The following is an 18728-nucleotide window of genomic DNA, read 5'->3' as shown; positions in this document are numbered from 1 at the left end:
CATTCCGTTATTTCCTTCATATAGCCTTTTTTAACTACCCTTCCGGAACCCCATTCCGTTATTTAGCTATTTGTGTTTCGTTTCTCTCTTATTTTTTCGCATTAGCGGAATGACGTTCCACTTCGTACACTCAAACAGCGTATATCTTTCATTTAACGGAATGATGTTCCGCTTAGACTTTAACTCCGACAAGAACAACGCTTTTCATTGAATAGCCCCGAAAGCTTCTTCTGTTGTTCTCACACTGCCTGCCTCGCCTTCATACTTTTGTAGGAGCTAATTAGGAAGCCACTGAACACGTATCAATCACCTTTTCCAGTACCTTTCATTTGAGCTCGCTTGATACGAAAAGCTCACACGTAATATGCTTTCAAAACAGACAACCGTTTCGCACATTACTTAAAGGGCGCCAAAAAAGTTAAAAACCAAACTTTTTCAGCGCCCTTCTCATTGGCCTACCTATTCTATTCTCTTCTATATCATAATACTACACTAAATCCCCAAGACCTGGATACATTGGGAATTTCGCTGTAAGAGACGCTACTCGCTTGCGAATTTCTGCCTTCTTCTCTTCGTTATCGACATTCTTCAACGTCAATGCGATTAATTCACCTAATTCATCCATCGCTTCTAAATCTAACCCTCGTGCTGTCACAGCCGCTGTACCGATACGAACACCACTAGTGACAAACGGACTTTCCGGATCAAAAGGAATCGTATTTTTATTCGTTGTGATACCAACTGAATCTAATGCTTCCTCTGCTACTTTCCCCGTTAATTCCAACGTACGTAGGTCAAGTAAAAGCAAGTGATTATCAGAACCACCTGAAACCAAGTTTACACCTTCATTTATAAGCTTTTCACCTAAACGTTTTGCATTATCGATAATAGATTGAGCATATTGCTTAAATTCAGGAGTTAAAACCTCTCCAAATGAAACAGCTTTTGCGGAAATAACATGCATAAGTGGGCCACCTTGAATACCAGGGAAAATGGACTTGTCTATTTTCTTTCCGAACTCCTCGTGACACATAATCATTCCACCACGAGGTCCACGTAATGTCTTATGTGTTGTCGTCGTGACAAAATGAGCATGCTCGACAGGATTTTGGTGTAACCCTGCAGCTACTAGACCGGCAATATGAGCCATATCAACCATTAAATAAGCGCCCACTTCATCTGCAATTTCACGGAACTTCGCGAAATCAATCGCACGTGGATACGCGCTTGCACCTGCTACAATGAGCTTCGGCTTATTCTCAATCGCTAACTGGCGAACAGCATCGTAATCAATACGTTGCGTTTCTTTATCAACACCATACTCAACAAAGTTATATTGAACTCCACTGAAGTTCACCGGGCTTCCGTGTGTTAAGTGTCCGCCATGTGATAGGTTCATTCCTAAGACTGTATCACCCGGCTCTAAAATCGTGAAATATACAGCCATGTTTGCTTGAGCACCTGAATGCGGTTGAACGTTGACGTATTCTGCACCGAAGATTTCCTTCGCACGATCACGAGCGATATCCTCTACAATATCAACATATTCACAGCCACCATAGTAACGACGACCAGGATATCCTTCTGCATACTTATTCGTTAATACAGAGCCTTGTGCTTCCATAACAGCTTCACTTACAAAGTTCTCTGATGCAATCAGTTCGATTTTATCTCTTTGTCGACCTAGCTCTTGTTGAATCGCAGCAAATACTTTCGGATCTTGTTTTGGTAATGATTTCATCTCTCATACCCTTCCCTTCATCTTTCGGAATTTGAACGAAACCGTCCTATCTCAGAATATATTCTAACATAAGACGGCCTTAAATCCGTACATTATTTTTATAAAAATATTTTTCATTCAGATTCATTCGTGATAGACGGCACGAATACCACCGATGAGTCTCGGCCTTGTGTAAGCCATCGTTACATGAGCTTGACCTATTTCTTTAACCGTACTTCTTAATGGAACAGCAACAGGACGAAGATGCATTCCGATGAACGTATCACCGATATCAATCCCCATCTCAGCCTGAATGGTTTCAACAAGGACAGGGTCATCCAATTGGCCAAATGCATGAGTTGCCATAGCCCCTCCTGCTGTCCGAATTGGAATCGCACTAACGATCTCATAGCGACGATCACGTGCTGTTTTGCGTTCTACGACAAGCGCACGATTTAAATGTTCACAACATTGGAAAGCAAGCTGCACATTCGTACGTGCACGGATCTCTGCCAATACTTGAAAGATTGTATCCGCTACTGCCTCTGAACCTTTCGAACCAATTTGCGCGCCAATGACTTCGCTTGTACTAGCGCCTACGACGAGTAAGGAATCCTCTGTAAAAGGAAAAGCCTGCTGTAAGTCAGCTAATGCCACCTTTAAATCAGTTGATAGTTGTTTTGTGAACGGCTCCATCTAGTGCCTCCTTACAGTATGACATGAATACCTTTATATCGTAAATCGTTCGATTGTCACTTTCAATTTTTTTGATTGACCAGAGAGCAGATTCGCTGTTTCCGACATTTGATCAATGACTTGCGCTTGCTCAGAAGTGATTGTCGCTACCTTTTCTGTACTTGCTGTTGTCGTTTCAGCAATCGAAGCTGCCACCTCTTTAGACTGTCCACTCGATCTCTTAATTGCATCCATCTGACGGTGAATCATCGTCGAAATATCCGCAATCACGTCCGCAACCTCTAAGACAGATTGTTCAACATTTGCAATCGCTTCATTCGTCGTCGTTCCTTTTTCAGATTGCTCACGGGCAAAGTCGACTTGATCACCAATCTGCTTCACGACATTTTGTACCTCAGTTTGCATGCTGTGAATGAGCTCAGTTATATTTTGTACAGCTTGTCCACTTTCATCAGCTAAGTTTCGAACTTCATCCGCCACTACTGCGAATCCCTTCCCTTGTTCACCTGCACGCGCCGCTTCAATCGATGCATTCAAAGCAAGTAAGTTCGTTTGACCGGCAATATCTCCAACTAGTGAAATAATATCGCCAACCTGCTTCGCTTGCTCATCTAGTTGACTAACCGCCTTCAAGGAATGCTGGTTATCGGTTGCTAATTGCTTAATCCCATTCACTAATGAATCAAAGATTTCCCGACTATCCTTTAACGTATGTACCATTTCATCTGATGATTTCTTCGATGTCTGCGCACGAGCTTGAACCTCCCCAGCAATGTCTGTTAACTCTTCCATTAAGCCAACTGTCCCATTCAAGGCGACTGCTGACTGTTCAGCTCCTTCTGATATTTCTTGTATGGTCACACCAATTTCCTTTGCTTTTTGCTGCGCTAATTGTGAGGATTGCTCCATTTCTGTCACTTTCGCATTCGTTTGCTCGAAATTATGATCAATATCCTTCACCATATTTCGTAGATTCGCTAGCATTTCATTATAGGCTAACCCCAGTGAACGAATTTCATCATCTGATTTCGTCACCGTGATGTCCTGTTGTATATTACCAGCAGCCGCCAGCCTTGCTGATTGTTCTAGCTCACGTATTGGTTTTGTAATATAAGGTGCGGCGAAATAACCTAAGACTGAGCTCCAAAGAACACCTTTAAGTAATGTAAGCAAAATAAGCGTTTGCATGCTAACACCTAATATATTTAACAAGAAATCACCAAGAATAAAAATAAATATTGCACTCGTACCAAATGTGACTAGTGATAGTCCACTTACTCCAAACACTAGCTTCTTGCGAATACTTGCTCGGTACTTCTTTTTCTCCTCTGCCATATGAGCCACCTCTTACTTTCTGTTTAATTTTTCAATTAGGGGTTCCAAGCACCCTTCTATCTCTTGGGCAACTGTACGATATTGCTCTAACGTCCCCCCAAACGGATCAGCAATATCGCTGTCCTTCTCCTGTTCATAAGCAAATTCCTTTAACGTAAAAAGCTTCTCCTTCACTTCTGGAAAAAACACTTGAATCGATTGCTTATGCGACTCTGTCATCGTTAATAGCAAATCAGCCCAATCGATTAAATCTTCAGTCAATTCTTGAACAGAATGGGCAACAAAGATCCCTTTCTCTTCTAGTACGGTTCTTGTCCCTTCTGACAGAGCTGACATCGTCGAAGCATGTAATCCTGCTGATTTCACTTCAATTGCTTCTCCCATCCTGTCCCGTAACAGTGCTTCAGCCATAGGACTTCTGCAAGTGTTTCCCGTACAAATAAATAGAACACGTTTCACACATTAAACCTCCTTTTTGAGCGAATTATGGCGAATATCGTTAGTATATCCTTAATTTTACCATAGACATCCCCAAAAACCTACATCATTTAAAACAGGTCTTTAGTCACATAAAAAGTAGCTTGCCGCCAAAGCCAATTAAAATACACCCTCCTAACAGTTCACTGTAGGAACCAATTACATGCTGAAATCTAGCCCCTACTATTAGACCTAACCAAGCAAGTACCATGCTCATCAAGCCAATCATGCCAACCGTCATTAACGTCTTTGCCCCAAGAATGCCCAAGCTTAAGCCTGCCGAAAAGCTATCTAAGCTAACACTAATGGCAAATAGCAGTAAGCCCCAACCAACTGGTTGCAAGAGCGATTCCTCCTCTTGGCGCCATGCACTTATGACCATCTGAACACCTATGAATAGAAGTAGCCCACCGCCAACATAGTGAGCTATCATACCAACATATTGCGAAAGCCATTTACCTGTCACCATCCCAAGTAATGGCATAACGATATGAAACGCACCGATCACAAGACCGATACGGAAAATTTGCATGATACGTAGTCCCGCCATTCCCATTCCAAGTGAAACAGAAAAAGCATCCATCCCAAGTGCACATGCCATGATCATTAACGTGACCCATTCCGCCATCTCGCTCACTCCTTGTCCGTGCTAGTCCATATGTATGCACAAACAGTAGGAAAAAGACGTGAAAATGAAGTCAATGAGCGAGTTGGGTACTTTATCCACACCCTCAATTATCAAATAATATCGCTTCCTCGTAAAGTATTTCACTTATTTGATCTTAAATTATGATAGCTAATAAGTAGTAACTTGTCAGCATTTGCAAATGCTCTTTTTTATTGCTATACTATTAATGAATGACAGTCAGTCATTTTTAATTGTAGGAGGAAGATACATGGCAAAAAAAGCAAATAAATTACCACTTATCGTTGATGCAGCGATTATCCGTTTTAAGGAAAAGGGCTTTGAGCACACTTCTGTTTCTGATATCGTCAAACAAGCCGGCGTAGCTCAAGGGACATTTTATTTATATTTCAAATCTAAGAATGAACTAGTTCCAGCAATTGCTGAACGCATTCTAACGACCCTATTTGAATCGATTCAAGAAAACGTAGACGATTACGCTTCAACGATAGAGATACTCACTGTTGTTGTCGACGAGACATTTGCGATTACAGATCAATATGATGAATTGATTAAGCTTTGTTATTCCGGACTCGCCTATTATCATACGTATGAACGCTGGGAGGAAATGTACGCCCCTTATTACAGCTGGATTGAATCTCAATTGAAAAAAGGGATCGATGAAGGTGGGATTCAATCAAAAATCGAACTCTCTTCTTTAACAAAAATGATTATCAATTTGATAGAATCCACAGCTGAGTCTTATTTTTTCGGAAATCAACAAACGACTTCTGTTCGTGAAGTGAAGCAACAGCTACTACTTTTTATTTCGAGTTCACTGACTGACAATCAGTCATAAAATATAAAAAATGGAGGTACTAACATGAATCCGTCTCACAAAAAGGAAAAGCAATTACTTCAGCTTTCCATCTACGGGGCGCTTCTACTTGCGGTTATTGCGATCATTTGGGGTTTTCTTATTTCCTCACAAATGGTCGTTTTTGATGGTCTCTATTCACTAATAAGTGTGAAATTATCATTGCTATCTTTATTAGGTGCTAATTTCATTCGTAAACGAGATTCCAAACGCTTTCCTTTTGGAAAGCAAATGGTCGAGCCTATTGTACTATTAGTGAAATATACAGCTATTTTGCTGTTATGTATCACAGCTATTGTTTCTTCAGGAATAACGCTTTTTTCAGGTGGTTCTGAGGTCAACTTTGGATATGCCATGTTGTATGCCCTGCTATCTACTATACTCTGCTTAGGTATATATATGCATTTGAAGAAGGGAAGCGACCAATTAGGCTTCGTTCAAGCCGAAGCCAACCAGTGGAAAATGGATATGTATTTAAGCGCGGCTGTGTTACTCGGCTTTTTAGCTGCTTTACTCGTCTCAACTACACCCTATGCTCATTTCACACCGTATATTGATCCGCTCATGGTCCTATTTGTTGCTGGGGTCTTTCTGAAGGTTCCGATTACTGAAATGATCAAAGCGTGTCGCGAAATACTTGAAATGGCACCAGATGAATCTATACAAGCAAGCTATGAACAGTTATTTAACAAGATTAAACAAGAAGAGAGAATAGAGAAAATGTATGTCCGCCTAGCTAAAGTCGGCGGAACACTCTTTGTTGAGGTTGACTTTATTTTAAATGAGCATTCCTTGATTCAATCTGTCGATCAGCAAGACGATATTCGCGAGAAAATTAAAAGCGCAACCGACCATTTACCGTATCAAAAATGGTTAACTGTCTCCTTTACAAAGGATGAGAAATGGGCCGTTTAATGAAGATGCAAGAGCCGTTTCGATGGCTCTTGTTTTTGTAAAAGCCATCGAAAGCGCTTCATATATTAAAGCGAGCGCTCTAACTGCTCGTGAAAACGCTCCAATTCTGATCGAAAGCACTCACATGACAAATTTCGAGGATGTTCCCCCTTCCTCGATTCCTCCCAAAAGCCCTAAATAACCGCATCCGCCGCCTTCTCAAGTCGGTTCATGATCGCAATGCCAATTCCTTCTTTCGGGAATGCCTCCGCATAAATAATTTCAGCCTTTTGCTGATCAAACGTACGTAAGCTATCATATAACTTCTGCGCAACTGTTGATAGGTCATCTCTTTTTCCACAGGCGACGACAATATCAGCATCATATTTAGCTTTTCTCTCCTCCGTCGTTAGCACACCGACTCGATGTCCTTTTGCTCTGGCCTCTTGTACATAATTGTTGATTTTTCCACAGTCTGAAACGACGTACAGTTGACCGATTGGCGCATAATGGGTATATTTCATTCCAGGTGAACGCGGGGCTTCAGTTTCAGCTTGCAAGGAAGGATCGACTTCAATCGGGCCGATCACAGCTTCAATCTCTTCCTTCGTGACACCACCGGGTCGGTAGAGTATCACTCTATCCACAGAACAATCAACAACTGTTGATTCAACTCCGACGCCCGTAACACCTCCATCAACAACACCAGCAATCTTTCCATTTAAATCATGAATGACATGGCTCGCGCTTGTCGGACTTGGCTTACCTGATTGATTGGCACTTGGAGCGGCAATCGGAACATCTGCTGCTTCTATAAGAGTTAAAGCGATCGGATGTGATGGCATTCGCACGCCAACAGTGTCCAATCCCGCTGTTACACTCTCTGCTATGCTATTTGTACGCTTTAGTATAATCGTCAACGGTCCCGGCCAAAAGGCATGTATGAGCTTTTTCGCTACTAACGGAACGTCGATCACTAATTCCTTTAACTGCTCTTCCTTAGCAATGTGGACAATTAATGGGTTATCACTCGGCCTTCCCTTCGCTTGAAAAATGTTCTGAATTGCTTCTTCATCAAGAGCATTTGCACCAAGTCCATAAACCGTCTCCGTTGGAAAGGCAATGACATCTCCATTTTTTATCCACAACGCTGCTTCCTTTATTTCACTACTTTTATGTAAAAATTGATCATCTTTATCCACAATCCATCGTTTTGTTTGTTTATAACTCACTTTTCATCGCTCCTAACTTCTCCATTTTGCAAGTGAAGCCACACGATGTCAATATTTCATTCATATTTCGACGTAATCTCGGGTTTTTTTAATCAAATCCATCAGTCACAACATCTCCTTCCTTCTTAGCTCGTTCTCCGTGTTCCTTCAATGCGAAAGAGGTTATCCACACTTGTGGACAACCTGTAGATAAGTAACCCTTTTCAGGCAATGTGACAACACCAAATTTTCACATCATCCGTTTGATGCTTTTTAAAATGAGCTGATTCTTGGATCGCTTTCGGAATACTTTCTTTGACAACCTCTCTAAACCCTAGCTGATGAAACAATGCACTAGTCGCCTTCGCACATAAATAAACGGTCTTAAGCTTCTGCTCTTCAGCATATTTCAGCGTTAATTGCAGAAATTCCAAGCTTAGCTTGGCATCCCATTCAGGCGATTGCAAAATGAGTGATCTTAATAGACCGACCTCCTCATACATTTCAATTCCTACCGTTCCAATTAGTTGTTCAGCATCGTTTTCAACAATTAAGAAATGTTCAATTATATGTTCAATACCTTCATCTCGTAATCCTGCTTTCGCAACTAACCGTTGCACCTTCAGCAAATCCTCTTGCTTTGCCTTTCGGACAACTATAGCCATAGCAAGCCACTTCCTTTCTACTAGCTTACTAAACTATATGCAAGGCTTGTCTCATTTATGCCTCTTATCCGAATATACGCTCAAATAATCCACTAAACCACTCAACAAAGAAAAATGAAACTTCAATCTCCTCTTCATCTGTTTCCTCAGCAATTTCTTCTTCAAATTCATCATCCGTTGTCTCTATTGCATCTCCATTCGCCATATCAATAAAGCATAGAGGTGGGAATAAGACACACCACCAATTCTCACCATTTCCTTTTCCTAGCGTAATTAATACAGCATCGTATATACCCGCTGGATAGACAAGGTGACCATACAGCTTCGTCGGAAAATTAACAGCATCAAAGTCGACCTCATAACCTTGCTCTAAGCCATAACGCTCTAATTCTTGTGCAACAATCTTCTCAATTTCTACTAAATTAGCTTCAATCGTCGCTTTCGCTTCTTCCATATCATCTATATGTAACACCCATTCCGTAATCGCTTCATTTACTCGATCACGTATATCACGCTTTAAAGCTTGATCAGCTACTGAATCACTATTTGCTAGAATGCGTAGGCGAATGGCTTCCTCTTCATTAACCTCCTGATGTAGCTCAGCTATCGCAAGCGAATGTTGAGCTTCCCAATTAACGACTATAACAAATAACGAGAATAATAGATAAATAACAACATTTGGTTTCATAATAAAAAACACCGCCCCTTCACGAATTATTCTCGTCAAAGAGAGCGGTATTTAAACCTATCATTTTTCTTTTTTTGAAAGATAAGAAGGTCACCTTCATAAAACCCTCAAGCCGATGTAATGACTACGTACGACGTAATGGACGCGTCGTCATCGTTCCATAAGCAATTACTATTCGCTCTTTCCCATTAATATCTCGCTTGATTTCAGTCACAGCGTGTGGAAAAACTGTTGATAACATTTCACAAACCGTCTGCGCTTGCCCAATACCTACTTCAAACGCGACTAAGCCCGTTTCTTCTATTACTTGTGGAAGTTCCGTCATAAACGTACGATATACATCTAACCCGTCCTCACCACCGAAAAGTGCCAAATGCGGCTCGTGCCCCTTAACATGAACCGCCAACTTTCCTTCATCACGTACAGGAATATACGGAGGATTCGATACAACCACATCGACTTTTCTTTTCGACAATACATAGGGAGATAGTAAGTCCCCATTCATAAACGTAACATCAGCCTCTAGGCTACGTGCATTTTCCTTAGCAACCATTATCGCTTGTGGTGAGATATCTATCGCTTCTATATTCATCTGAGCATTTTCAAGGGCTAGCGTAATGGCAATCGCTCCACTCCCAGTCCCGACATCAACAACCTGAATCGTTCGCTCCTGAAAAAGTTTCTGCGCGCGCTCACTCACCACTTCCACAAGCTCCTCTGTTTCTGGACGTGGGATGAGCACATCACCATTGACCTTAAAGCGTCGCCCATAAAAGATTTCATATCCAATCAAATGCTGAACAGGAACCCCTTGTGCATGTTGTTCTAGATCAGACGATAGCTGATTCCACACTGCTTTAGAAAGTGGCTCTTGCAGCATCATCAAAAAATGTGTCCGATTCACTTGTAAATAATGCCGTAGTAGCAATTCGCCGACTGGTTGCTCCAGCTTCCTTTCAGCTAAAAAAGAAGAAGCCCATTGAAGAGCCTCTTGGATCGTCCTATTGTTCGGCATTTTGCATCGCTTCCGCTTGTTCTTCAACGATCAGAGCATCGATGATTTCATCAAGCTTCCCTTGTAAAATTTGCTCTAGCTTCTGAAGCGTTAAACCAATACGGTGATCGGTCACGCGACTTTGTGGAAAATTATACGTGCGAATCCGTTCTGAACGATCACCGGTTCCAACCGCAAGCTTACGATTGGAATCATATTCTGCCTGAACCTCGCGCTGAAATTTATCATATACACGCGCACGAAGAACCTTCATCGCTTTCTCTTTGTTCTTAATTTGTGATTTCTCATCCTGACAAGAAACGACCGTTCCAGTCGGAACATGTGTTAAGCGCACAGCAGACATCGTCGTATTAACACTTTGCCCACCAGGACCACTTGATGCAAAGGTATCCACACGAATATCCTTTTCGTGAATTTCCACTTCAACCTCTTCCGCTTCAGGAAGAACAGCAACCGTAGCAGTTGACGTATGAATTCGACCACCTGATTCGGTTGTCGGTACACGTTGCACACGATGAGCTCCATTTTCATACTTAAGCTTAGAATAGGCACCGTTTCCGTTCACACTGAAAATGATTTCCTTGAAGCCACCAAGCTCTGTTGTTGTCGATTCAATGACTTCAACCTTCCAGCCTTGTGCTTCTGCATAACGAGTATACATTTTATATAAATCGCTCGCGAATAGCTGCGCTTCATCTCCACCAGCAGCTCCGCGAATTTCAACGATGACATTTTTATCATCATTCGGATCTTTTGGTAGTAATAATATTTTCAAGCGAGCTTCAAGCTCTTCAATCGTCGTAGATAGTTCATCCATCTCCTCTTTGACCATTGCATACATCTCATCATCAAGCTTATCCTCAAGCATCGTTTTAGCATCTTTCAATTGTGTACTAGCTTCTTTATAGTCACGATACGCCTGTACAGTCTCTTCTAAATCCGATTGTTCCTTTGAATACTCACGCAATTTCGTTGAATCGCTAATGACATCAGGGTCACTTAGTAACTCATTTAATCGATCATATCGATCTTCTAAAGATTGTAAACGATCTAACACGGATTTTTCACCTCATCATATTCCATCGTATAACAGAACTATTATAGTACATTGCCTTACGGTGGTCAAATAAGAAAGATACACAGCGCCTTTTTGAGTCGTGCATCGTCCGTCAAAACGAAGTAGAGCTTTTCTAATAGTAAGGTTCTTTTAGAAAAACGTCACGTATGTAACTGAATCTGCTCATCACCCCAAACTTCCAGCTATTTCTTAAAATTCATGCTTCACCATGAAAAAAGAGGGGAATACTAGTAGTAAACTTATTCAAGCGCCATACTACCTACATCATAAATAGTAAGAAAGGGTGGTTCACATGAGATATGTCATTATTGGTGGTGATGCAGCTGGAATGAGCGCTGCGATGCAAATTGTCCGACATGACGAGAATGCGGAGATCATCACACTAGAAAGAGGAGAGATCTATTCGTATGCACAGTGTGGTCTTCCTTATGTTATTGGAGGACTCATTTCATCAACAACCGATCTCATTGCTCGAGATGTTGAAACCTTTCGTCATAAGTACCGAATTGACGCTCGGACTAAGCATGAAGTGACTTCGGTTGACCTAAAGAACCAAATCGTAAGTGGTGTTGACTTCTCCCTTTCATATGACAAACTGCTACTTGCAACAGGGGCTAGTCCTATCGTTCCTTCATGGCCAGGAAATGACTTGGAAGGAATTCATACAGTGAAAACAATTCCCGATACTGAACAATTAATGGCCGATGCGAAAGAAAAAAAGCATATCACAATCATCGGAGGTGGTTATATCGGACTGGAGCTCGCTGAAAATTTTATTAAAATAGGGAAAGATGTGACCATTATCGAACAAGCGACCCAGCTTGCTGCTAGTTTCGATGAAGACTTTTCCAACATGATTCTAGAAGAAGCAGAAAAGAATGGTATTAACGTTCGGCTTCATGGAACCGTTGAAGGATTTTCAGGCAACGAACGTGTCGAACGTGTGATTACGGATCAAGCTTCTATTCGTACTAATCTAGTTGTCGTGGCAATCGGTGTGACGCCCAACACATCGTTTCTCTCTAACTCTGACCTTCACTTTCATCGCAACGGTGCAGTGATTGTGAATCGTTTCATGGAAACGAATGTAGAAAACGTATATGCAGCAGGTGATTGCGCAACACAATACCATCGTATCAAGCAAAAGAACGATTATATCCCTCTTGGTACACACGCTAATAAACAAGGAAGACTAGCAGGAAAAGCAATGATTGGTCAGCCTACACCCTTTCAAGGTATTGTTGGTACATCGATTATTAAATTCTTCAGCTTAACGTTAGGGCGCACAGGCCTATCAAGTCGTGAGTTAGAGGAGCTTTCCTACCCATATAATCAAATGACCACCGAAATCGGGCATATTGCCGGCTATTATCCTGGAGCTGAGAGGTTAACCGTTCGACTTTGTTATCACCGCGAAACGAATCAGCTTCTCGGTGGACAAATCATCGGTCATGCAGGTGTCGACAAACGAATCGATGTCCTCTCAACCGCTCTCTATAACGAAATGAAGATTGATGAATTAGAGCATTTAGATCTCGCCTATGCGCCTCCTTATAACAGTGTTTGGGATCCGATTCAACAAACCGCTCGGAGACGAGAGTGACCTAAATGTCACTGTGAAAAATCTTTTCAGATCGAAGAAAAAAGCTTGGAGGGAGACAAAAGTGTTTAGTAGAGGTTGAAGGAAGGAAGGAACGTGAGAACTTCAAATAGTAACATTTCACCCATATGTAAGAAACCCAAATGAGGCATAGCCCGATTGAGTTTCTTCAATCCTTAATCCGACTCACGTATATGGACATTATATCTTGGGATCTCTTGGCTAAGCTGTTGACGAAGTTTATCAAAATATTCTTTCTTTTCCTTTTCCTCCATGTCTTCCGGTGCTTTCACATTAACAAAAGCATGATTTCCAGCAAGAAACACCATACCAGATTCAAGACCAAAATCCTCTTGTATAATTTCAGCGATAAGCTGTTGATCATTTCCCAAATGACGTCTCTCTACATCCATAGATCTGAAGTTCGTACCAGTATTGGGCATTTCGTCTAAATCGTAGCGACCTAATTGCTGCTTTCGAATTTGTCCATAATTTAGTGGCCCTGGTCCGAACAATCCGTACATGACGCGATTCGTACCTGGTTCATCTGAAGCATTTTGCACACCCTGACCGTCACCAGAATCATAGTGAGCGTCTTGTTGTTGACAGCCTATAGCAAGGAATAGTGTCACCACAACGATAATAAATAATACTTTCTTCAATCTAAGCACCTCCTCTACATTCAGACTGATTTCTTTTATAGTCTGTCCGATTTTGTAGAAAAGAACGTGACAAATATAGCCATAAGAAAAACGCAGTTGCGTATTTTCCTAATGGCGTCGCGCTGAGCTATAACGCGCGTCCGACATTCTCCCTCGAATCGACTTACATGATAAAGAGCACTGAAAAAGGAAGTTACCTACCTTTCCAGTGCTTTAATGATCTAGCTTACTATACACTTAAATATTGACTAACCTTTGACTCAATTAGCTCTTCTCCTTCATAGACAATTCGTCCTTTATCAATAATATAAAAGTAATCCGCTACACTCTTTGCAAAATCAAAGCTTTGTTCCACTAATAATATCGAAGTTTCCTTGTTCTGTTCTTTAATGTCTCGAATGACATTTTGGATATCTTGAACAATGTTAGGCTGAATGCCTTCAGTCGGTTCATCAAGTAACAGACACTGTGGCTCAGACACTAGAGCTCGTGCAATCGCCAGCTGCTGCTGTTGACCTCCACTCAAATCTCCACCACGTCGCTCCCTCATCTTCTGTAATACAGGAAAGTAACGATAAATCCTTTCATCAATCTCTTTCCTTCTCCCTTTCGGCAGTGCTTCAAAGCCCATCATGATGTTTTCATAAACGGTTAATTGAGGGAAAATTTCACGACCTTGCGGAACATAACTTAATCCCTTTCTGGCACGGTAGGTCGACGATTTCCCTGTCACGTCTTCCCCCTGATAATGAATATTTCCTTGCTTCGTTTTCAATATCCCCATGATTGCTTTAATAAAGGTCGTCTTACCGACACCATTTCGTCCCATTAAACATACCGTCTGACCTGGATAGAGCTTTAATGACATATCACGAATGACTGTACTATCATCGTATGCGACCTCAAGCTGTTGTATATGCAACATCAGACTTCTCACCTTTTCTCCCTAAATAAACTTCCATCACTTGCTCATTTTTTTGAATGACGTCCATTTCCCCATCGCAAAGCAGCCTTCCTTCATGCATAACTGTCACTTTTTCAGCGAACTTACGAACAAAATCCATATCGTGCTCAACAACAATAATTGAGCATTTCTTTTTTAGCTGCTGCAGCAAATGACCGGTTTTTTCCTCTTCTTCTTCAGTCATCCCAGCAATCGGCTCATCTAGAAGAAGTAGCTTAGGCTGCTGCATCATCACCATACCAATTTCTAACCACTGCTTTTGACCATGGGACAGAGCTCTTGCCTCGACTTCGCATTGCTGTAACAAACCAATCTGATTTAACTGCTGCTCAATCTCATCATGTTGCTTTTTCGTCGTCTTCGCAAATAAAATTTTCAATAGCCTTTTATCCTGCTTCATAGCTATTTCAAGGTTTTCATATACGGTTAAATGAGGAAAAATAGATGGCGCTTGAAACTTTCGTCCAATTCCCTTGCGTACAATTTCAAATTCCTTAAGCTTAGTTAAATCTTCATGGTCATTAAAATACACTTCACCAGATTGACATCTCGTTTTACCACAAAGAACATCTAAAAAGGTTGTTTTACCAGCTCCATTTGGACCAATCAAAAAGTGTAGCTCTCCCTCCTTAATCGTGAAGGAAAAGGAATTAATCGCTGTAAACTGTCCAAACTTCACAAGCATATCCTTACACTGAAGAATGGTTTTTGCTAACTTTTTTTGTGGCATATATCGTTCCTCCTTTTAATTTCAAACGGAGCTTTTTCGTTAAGCTCATTAGACCTCCCGGCAAGAACAAAACAACAATGACAAAGACAGAGCCTAAAAAGAATAACCAAATATCTGGATAATTCTCACTGAAGAAGGTTTTTGCTAGGTTTGTTAAAGTCGCACCAATGACCGGGCCAATCAATGTTCCTCTTCCACCAATGGCCACCCATAGGATCATTTCAATTGATGGGACTATCCCTATCGTTGTTGGACTTATCATTCCTACCTGTAAGACAAAAAGCATTCCAGCAAGCCCCGCAATACCAGCAGAAATTGAAAAGACAAAGACTTTAAACAGCGACGTATCATAGCCTGAAAAGCGAAGGCGATTCTCACCATCTCGAATCGCGATCAGCGCCTTACCAAACCGACTTGATATAAGACGGTAGCATAAAAAGAAAATAAGCCCTAAGCACGCTACCGTAATGAAATACAAGAACGTTTGTGTACTTGAAGCGGTTAACGAAAATCCAAATATAGTCGAAAAACCTGTAATACCATTGGTTCCTCCGGTATATTCCTGCTGACTTACGATCAACGTCACTGTTACGATTACTAACGCTTGCGTCAAAATAGTAAAGTAGACATCCTTAATACGATTTCGAAAGATAAAAAAGCCTAGCATCCCTGCCACTAGCATTGGGAACGTGATCGCTAAGAAAATGGCTAGAAACGGATTGGCTAAAACCGTCCAAAACCAAGGCAACTCCGTTATTCCATTCCACATCATAAAATCCGGAACGGCGCCTCCACCTGCTTCAAGCTTTAAATAAATGGCCATTACATACGCACCGATTCCAAAGAAGATTCCATGCCCTAAACTAAGAACCCCTGTATAACCCCACAATAGATCAAGACCAATGACGAGTATGGCAAACGTCAAAAAGCGACCTAATAAATTCAAACGAAAATCTGACAAGAAAAGGGGACAAAGAGCTAATACTAATAAAATAATCGTAAAAAGCCACCTTCTGTCATACATCATTTTAACCATCGACTGTTGCATCATCTTCTACTCCTTTGCCCCTTAATCTAATGAACGAGTTCGTAATGAGAATAAGCCTGATGGCTTCCACTGTAAAAAGAGGATAATAAGAGCAAATACAAGTACCTTTCCCATAGATGCATCCGTCCAGTATTCAAAAATAGTATTAAATACACCTATTCCTAATGCTCCGACAACCGTACCTGCTAACATCCCCACTCCTCCAACAACGACAACCATAAATGCATCGATGATGTAATTCATTCCAATCGTTGGCCCAATCGGTCCAATCAACGTTAATGCTGAGCCAGCTATACCAGCAAAGCCAGCACCAACTGCAAATGTTAACGTATCAACCTTGCGCGAGGAAACACCTAAACACATTGCCATTTCACGGTTTTGCATAACGGCACGTATCCGTCGACCATTATTTGTCTTATACAAAAACAGATATAAAAAAAGAAAACAAACAATTACAAGTCCGATAATAAATAATCGTGTATACGGGAACGTCATTCCAAATAATTCAAGTCCTCCTCGTAAGAAAGTAGGTGCTTCGACACCAACGTTTGGTGCACCAAACATCGACCTTGCCGTTTGTTGTAAAATAAGACCAACACCAAAGGTTGCTAATAAACTGTCTAATGGTCTACCATATAAATGTCGAATGACCAAATATTCTAATAACATTCCGATTAATGCTGCCACGATAAAGGCAAACGGAATTGCTAATATAAAGTACAAGCTATACATCGCCGGAGGGAGAAATTGCTTAAATAGAAGCTGAGTCACATACGTTGCATACGCTCCAACCATAATAAGTTCTCCATGTGCCATATTGATGACTTTCATTAAGCCAAATGTTATTGCTAGCCCTAATGCAATTAATAATAGAATCGACCCTAAACTAATCCCATTAAAAGCCTGCATGATCATCCCTTCCATGTCCATCCCACCTCTTACAATTTAAATGGTGTAGTGTTATCCCAAAAGGTGTCAGGAACCTTTTGGGACAGTACCAATTTATTGAACAGACGAGCTAATATCACTCGCCCAATCGTAGCTTTCCAAAAATGGATCAGGCTTCACAGGCTCACCAGAATTCCACACTTCTTCAAATTGCCCATCGCTCGTAATCTCACCAATTCTAACGGTTTTCCATACGTGCTGATTGTCACCATCAAATATCACCATACCACCAGGTGCAGCCAATTCTAAGCCGCCAGCCGCTTCCTTCACAGCATCGACCTCAAAGGAGCCTGCAGCTTCAACAGCTTGCGCCCACATATGCACCATAAAGTAACCAGCTTCAATCGGATCTCCTGTTACACGATCCTCACCATAGGCTTCTTTATACTTCGTGACAAATTCCTCATTCTCAGGTGTATCTGTCGTTTGATAATAATTCCAACTAGCATAATGACCTTCTAATACGTCAGCTCCGATACCTCGTATTTCTTCTTCTGCTACACTGACCGACAGAATTGTAACATCCTCAGACGAGATGCCTGCATCAGCAAGCTGCTTAAAGAAGGCTACATTACTATCACCATTTAATGTATTAAAAATGACATCTGGCTGAGTATCACGAATTCGAGAAATAATCGTGCTATAATCAGTATGACCTAACGGAGTATATTGCTCATCGACCGTTGTTCCACCGTTTGCCTCTAATTGTGCCATAATGATTTGGTTCGCTAATCTAGGGAATACATAATCAGATCCAAGTAGAAAGAACTCTGTTCCCTTTTCTTCAAGTAACCAATCAACGGCTGGTACAATTTGCTGATTCGGTGCTGCTCCGGCGTAGAAAATATTCGGAGAAGCTTCCATCCCCTCGTATTGCACTGGATAATAAAGCAATCCATCATTTTCCTCGAATACAGGTAACATCGCTTTTCGACTCGCTGAAGTCCAACCACCGAAAACAACTGCTACCTCATCCTGCTGTAAGAGCTTTGTCGCTCTTTCTGAAAATACAGATGGCTCAGAGGCTCCATCTTCAATGATTGGAACGATTGTTTTCCCTAACACTCCTCCCGCTTCATTAATTTCTTCAATAGCTAGTAATTCGGCATCCCTTACTGACGTTTCACTCATCGCCATCGTTCCGCTCAAAGAATGAAGGATACCTACATTTATGTACTCCTCTCCCTCCGCTAATTCCACGTCTGGATCATCTTCTGTTTCCCCTCCTGTTGGTTCAGACGTGGCAGGTTCTTCATTCCCTTCACCACATCCTGCTAACAGCAGTAGACACATAACAATCCCAATAAAGAAAGAATGGTACCATACATTTCTGTTCATAAATGAGCCCCCTTATAACAACTGTTTTTGTTTTACAAGATATACGATAGCAACATTTAACATGTTAGTCTCAATTTACGGAAGATAATATGCCATTTAAATTCAAATATGGCGACACCCTCTTAACTCTCATACATACCTCACAAACAAACTTACG

Annotated in this window: 19 protein-coding genes; 3 read left to right on the top strand and 16 right to left on the bottom strand. The window is 41.3% G+C overall.

The genetic code is table 11. The annotated features are described in order from the left end of the window. Positions 1-487 precede the first annotated feature (487 nt). From glyA to MW695_RS01370, 5 genes are all read right to left on the bottom strand, one after another. Complete coding sequence (glyA, locus tag MW695_RS01390) at positions 488-1741, bottom strand: serine hydroxymethyltransferase (protein WP_247102078.1); 1254 nt, start codon at positions 1739-1741, stop codon at positions 488-490. Positions 1742-1864: 123 nt separating this feature from the next. Next, positions 1865-2416, bottom strand: a complete 552-nt coding sequence (locus MW695_RS01385) for a TIGR01440 family protein (RefSeq protein WP_247102076.1) — start codon at positions 2414-2416, stop codon at positions 1865-1867. Positions 2417-2449: 33 nt separating this feature from the next. After that, positions 2450-3751, bottom strand: a complete 1302-nt coding sequence (locus tag MW695_RS01380; RefSeq protein ID WP_247102074.1) for a methyl-accepting chemotaxis protein — start codon at positions 3749-3751, stop codon at positions 2450-2452. 12 nt (positions 3752-3763) lie between these two features. Beyond that, entirely contained in the window at positions 3764-4210 is a 447-nt protein-coding gene (locus MW695_RS01375) for a low molecular weight protein arginine phosphatase (protein WP_247102069.1), read from the bottom strand. Positions 4211-4316: 106 nt separating this feature from the next. Beyond that, positions 4317-4856 (bottom strand): manganese efflux pump MntP, encoded by a 540-nt coding sequence (locus MW695_RS01370; RefSeq protein WP_247102066.1) that lies wholly within the window; start codon positions 4854-4856, stop codon positions 4317-4319. Between the two features lie 268 nt (positions 4857-5124). On the opposite strand from MW695_RS01370, the gene MW695_RS01365 reads away from it, so the two are divergent. Both MW695_RS01365 and MW695_RS01360 read left to right on the top strand, forming a co-directional pair. Then, the gene (locus MW695_RS01365; RefSeq protein WP_247102055.1) at positions 5125-5712 is read left to right on the top strand and encodes a TetR/AcrR family transcriptional regulator; all 588 of its coding nucleotides are present in this window, start codon (positions 5125-5127) and stop codon (positions 5710-5712) included. A gap of 24 nt (positions 5713-5736) precedes the next feature. After that, positions 5737-6645: a cation diffusion facilitator family transporter gene (locus MW695_RS01360; RefSeq protein WP_247102053.1), complete on the top strand. Its 909-nt coding sequence runs from the start codon at positions 5737-5739 to the stop codon at positions 6643-6645. A gap of 173 nt (positions 6646-6818) precedes the next feature. Here MW695_RS01360 and MW695_RS01355 read toward each other — a convergent pair whose 3' ends face one another. The 5 genes from MW695_RS01355 to prfA all read right to left on the bottom strand — a co-directional run bounded on the left by MW695_RS01355 (position 6819) and on the right by prfA (position 11260). Then, complete coding sequence (locus tag MW695_RS01355; protein WP_373647757.1) at positions 6819-7856, bottom strand: L-threonylcarbamoyladenylate synthase; 1038 nt, start codon at positions 7854-7856, stop codon at positions 6819-6821. A gap of 203 nt (positions 7857-8059) precedes the next feature. Then, the gene (locus MW695_RS01350; protein ID WP_247102051.1) at positions 8060-8500 is read right to left on the bottom strand and encodes a GNAT family protein; all 441 of its coding nucleotides are present in this window, start codon (positions 8498-8500) and stop codon (positions 8060-8062) included. A gap of 64 nt (positions 8501-8564) precedes the next feature. After that, a complete protein-coding gene (gene spoIIR, locus MW695_RS01345) occupies positions 8565-9188 on the bottom strand; it encodes a stage II sporulation protein R (protein ID WP_247102048.1) in 624 nt (207 codons plus the stop codon). 124 nt (positions 9189-9312) lie between these two features. Beyond that, the gene (gene prmC / locus MW695_RS01340; protein ID WP_247102045.1) at positions 9313-10203 is read right to left on the bottom strand and encodes a peptide chain release factor N(5)-glutamine methyltransferase; all 891 of its coding nucleotides are present in this window, start codon (positions 10201-10203) and stop codon (positions 9313-9315) included. After that, positions 10190-11260, bottom strand: coding sequence for a peptide chain release factor 1 (gene prfA, locus MW695_RS01335; protein WP_247102042.1), 1071 nt, complete (start codon positions 11258-11260; stop codon positions 10190-10192). Before prfA ends, prmC begins: the two co-directional genes overlap by 14 nt. A 313-nt stretch (positions 11261-11573) precedes the next feature. On the opposite strand from prfA, the gene MW695_RS01330 reads away from it, so the two are divergent. Then, positions 11574-12884 carry an FAD-dependent oxidoreductase gene (locus MW695_RS01330; RefSeq protein WP_247102039.1) on the top strand — a complete coding sequence of 437 codons (1311 nt, stop codon included), beginning with the start codon at positions 11574-11576 and terminating at the stop codon, positions 12882-12884. Between the two features lie 173 nt (positions 12885-13057). Here the strand turns inward: MW695_RS01330 and MW695_RS01325 are convergent, their stop codons facing one another. The 6 genes from MW695_RS01325 to urtA form a co-directional block, all read right to left on the bottom strand. Next, entirely contained in the window at positions 13058-13543 is a 486-nt protein-coding gene (locus MW695_RS01325) for a hypothetical protein (RefSeq protein WP_247102036.1), read from the bottom strand. Between the two features lie 229 nt (positions 13544-13772). Beyond that, on the bottom strand, positions 13773-14468 hold the full coding sequence (gene urtE, locus MW695_RS01320; protein WP_247102034.1) for an urea ABC transporter ATP-binding subunit UrtE: 696 nt from the start codon (positions 14466-14468) through the stop codon (positions 13773-13775). Continuing rightward, complete coding sequence (gene urtD, locus MW695_RS01315; RefSeq protein ID WP_247102032.1) at positions 14446-15237, bottom strand: urea ABC transporter ATP-binding protein UrtD; 792 nt, start codon at positions 15235-15237, stop codon at positions 14446-14448. The genes urtE and urtD overlap by 23 nt, the downstream gene beginning before the upstream one ends. Continuing rightward, on the bottom strand, positions 15197-16285 hold the full coding sequence (urtC, locus tag MW695_RS01310; protein WP_247102030.1) for an urea ABC transporter permease subunit UrtC: 1089 nt from the start codon (positions 16283-16285) through the stop codon (positions 15197-15199). Before urtC ends, urtD begins: the two co-directional genes overlap by 41 nt. A 21-nt stretch (positions 16286-16306) precedes the next feature. After that, the gene (gene urtB, locus MW695_RS01305; protein WP_247102027.1) at positions 16307-17209 is read right to left on the bottom strand and encodes an urea ABC transporter permease subunit UrtB; all 903 of its coding nucleotides are present in this window, start codon (positions 17207-17209) and stop codon (positions 16307-16309) included. 78 nt (positions 17210-17287) lie between these two features. Then, complete coding sequence (urtA, locus tag MW695_RS01300) at positions 17288-18571, bottom strand: urea ABC transporter substrate-binding protein (RefSeq protein WP_247102025.1); 1284 nt, start codon at positions 18569-18571, stop codon at positions 17288-17290. Positions 18572-18728: the final 157 nt, after the last annotated feature.

This window comes from Halalkalibacter sp. APA_J-10(15) (assembly GCF_023017105.1).
Taxonomy (GTDB): domain Bacteria; phylum Bacillota; class Bacilli; order Bacillales; family Bacillaceae_D; genus Halalkalibacter.
Note: the sequence above shows the minus strand (reverse complement) of the source record. Positions and strands in the feature narration are given on the sequence as shown.

Coding starts and splice junctions, on each gene's coding strand:
- glyA (WP_247102078.1), bottom strand. CDS start 1,741: ATGAAATCATTACCAAAACAAGATCCGAAAGTATTTGCTGCGATTCAA.
- MW695_RS01385 (WP_247102076.1), bottom strand. CDS start 2,416: ATGGAGCCGTTCACAAAACAACTATCAACTGATTTAAAGGTGGCATTA.
- MW695_RS01380 (WP_247102074.1), bottom strand. CDS start 3,751: ATGGCAGAGGAGAAAAAGAAGTACCGAGCAAGTATTCGCAAGAAGCTA.
- MW695_RS01370 (WP_247102066.1), bottom strand. CDS start 4,856: ATGGCGGAATGGGTCACGTTAATGATCATGGCATGTGCACTTGGGATG.
- MW695_RS01365 (WP_247102055.1), top strand. CDS start 5,125: ATGGCAAAAAAAGCAAATAAATTACCACTTATCGTTGATGCAGCGATT.
- MW695_RS01360 (WP_247102053.1), top strand. CDS start 5,737: ATGAATCCGTCTCACAAAAAGGAAAAGCAATTACTTCAGCTTTCCATC.
- MW695_RS01350 (WP_247102051.1), bottom strand. CDS start 8,500: ATGGCTATAGTTGTCCGAAAGGCAAAGCAAGAGGATTTGCTGAAGGTG.
- spoIIR (WP_247102048.1), bottom strand. CDS start 9,188: ATGAAACCAAATGTTGTTATTTATCTATTATTCTCGTTATTTGTTATA.
- prmC (WP_247102045.1), bottom strand. CDS start 10,203: ATGCCGAACAATAGGACGATCCAAGAGGCTCTTCAATGGGCTTCTTCT.
- MW695_RS01330 (WP_247102039.1), top strand. CDS start 11,574: ATGAGATATGTCATTATTGGTGGTGATGCAGCTGGAATGAGCGCTGCG.
- urtE (WP_247102034.1), bottom strand. CDS start 14,468: ATGTTGCATATACAACAGCTTGAGGTCGCATACGATGATAGTACAGTC.
- urtD (WP_247102032.1), bottom strand. CDS start 15,237: ATGCCACAAAAAAAGTTAGCAAAAACCATTCTTCAGTGTAAGGATATG.
- urtC (WP_247102030.1), bottom strand. CDS start 16,285: ATGCAACAGTCGATGGTTAAAATGATGTATGACAGAAGGTGGCTTTTT.
- urtB (WP_247102027.1), bottom strand. CDS start 17,209: ATGGAAGGGATGATCATGCAGGCTTTTAATGGGATTAGTTTAGGGTCG.
- urtA (WP_247102025.1), bottom strand. CDS start 18,571: ATGAACAGAAATGTATGGTACCATTCTTTCTTTATTGGGATTGTTATG.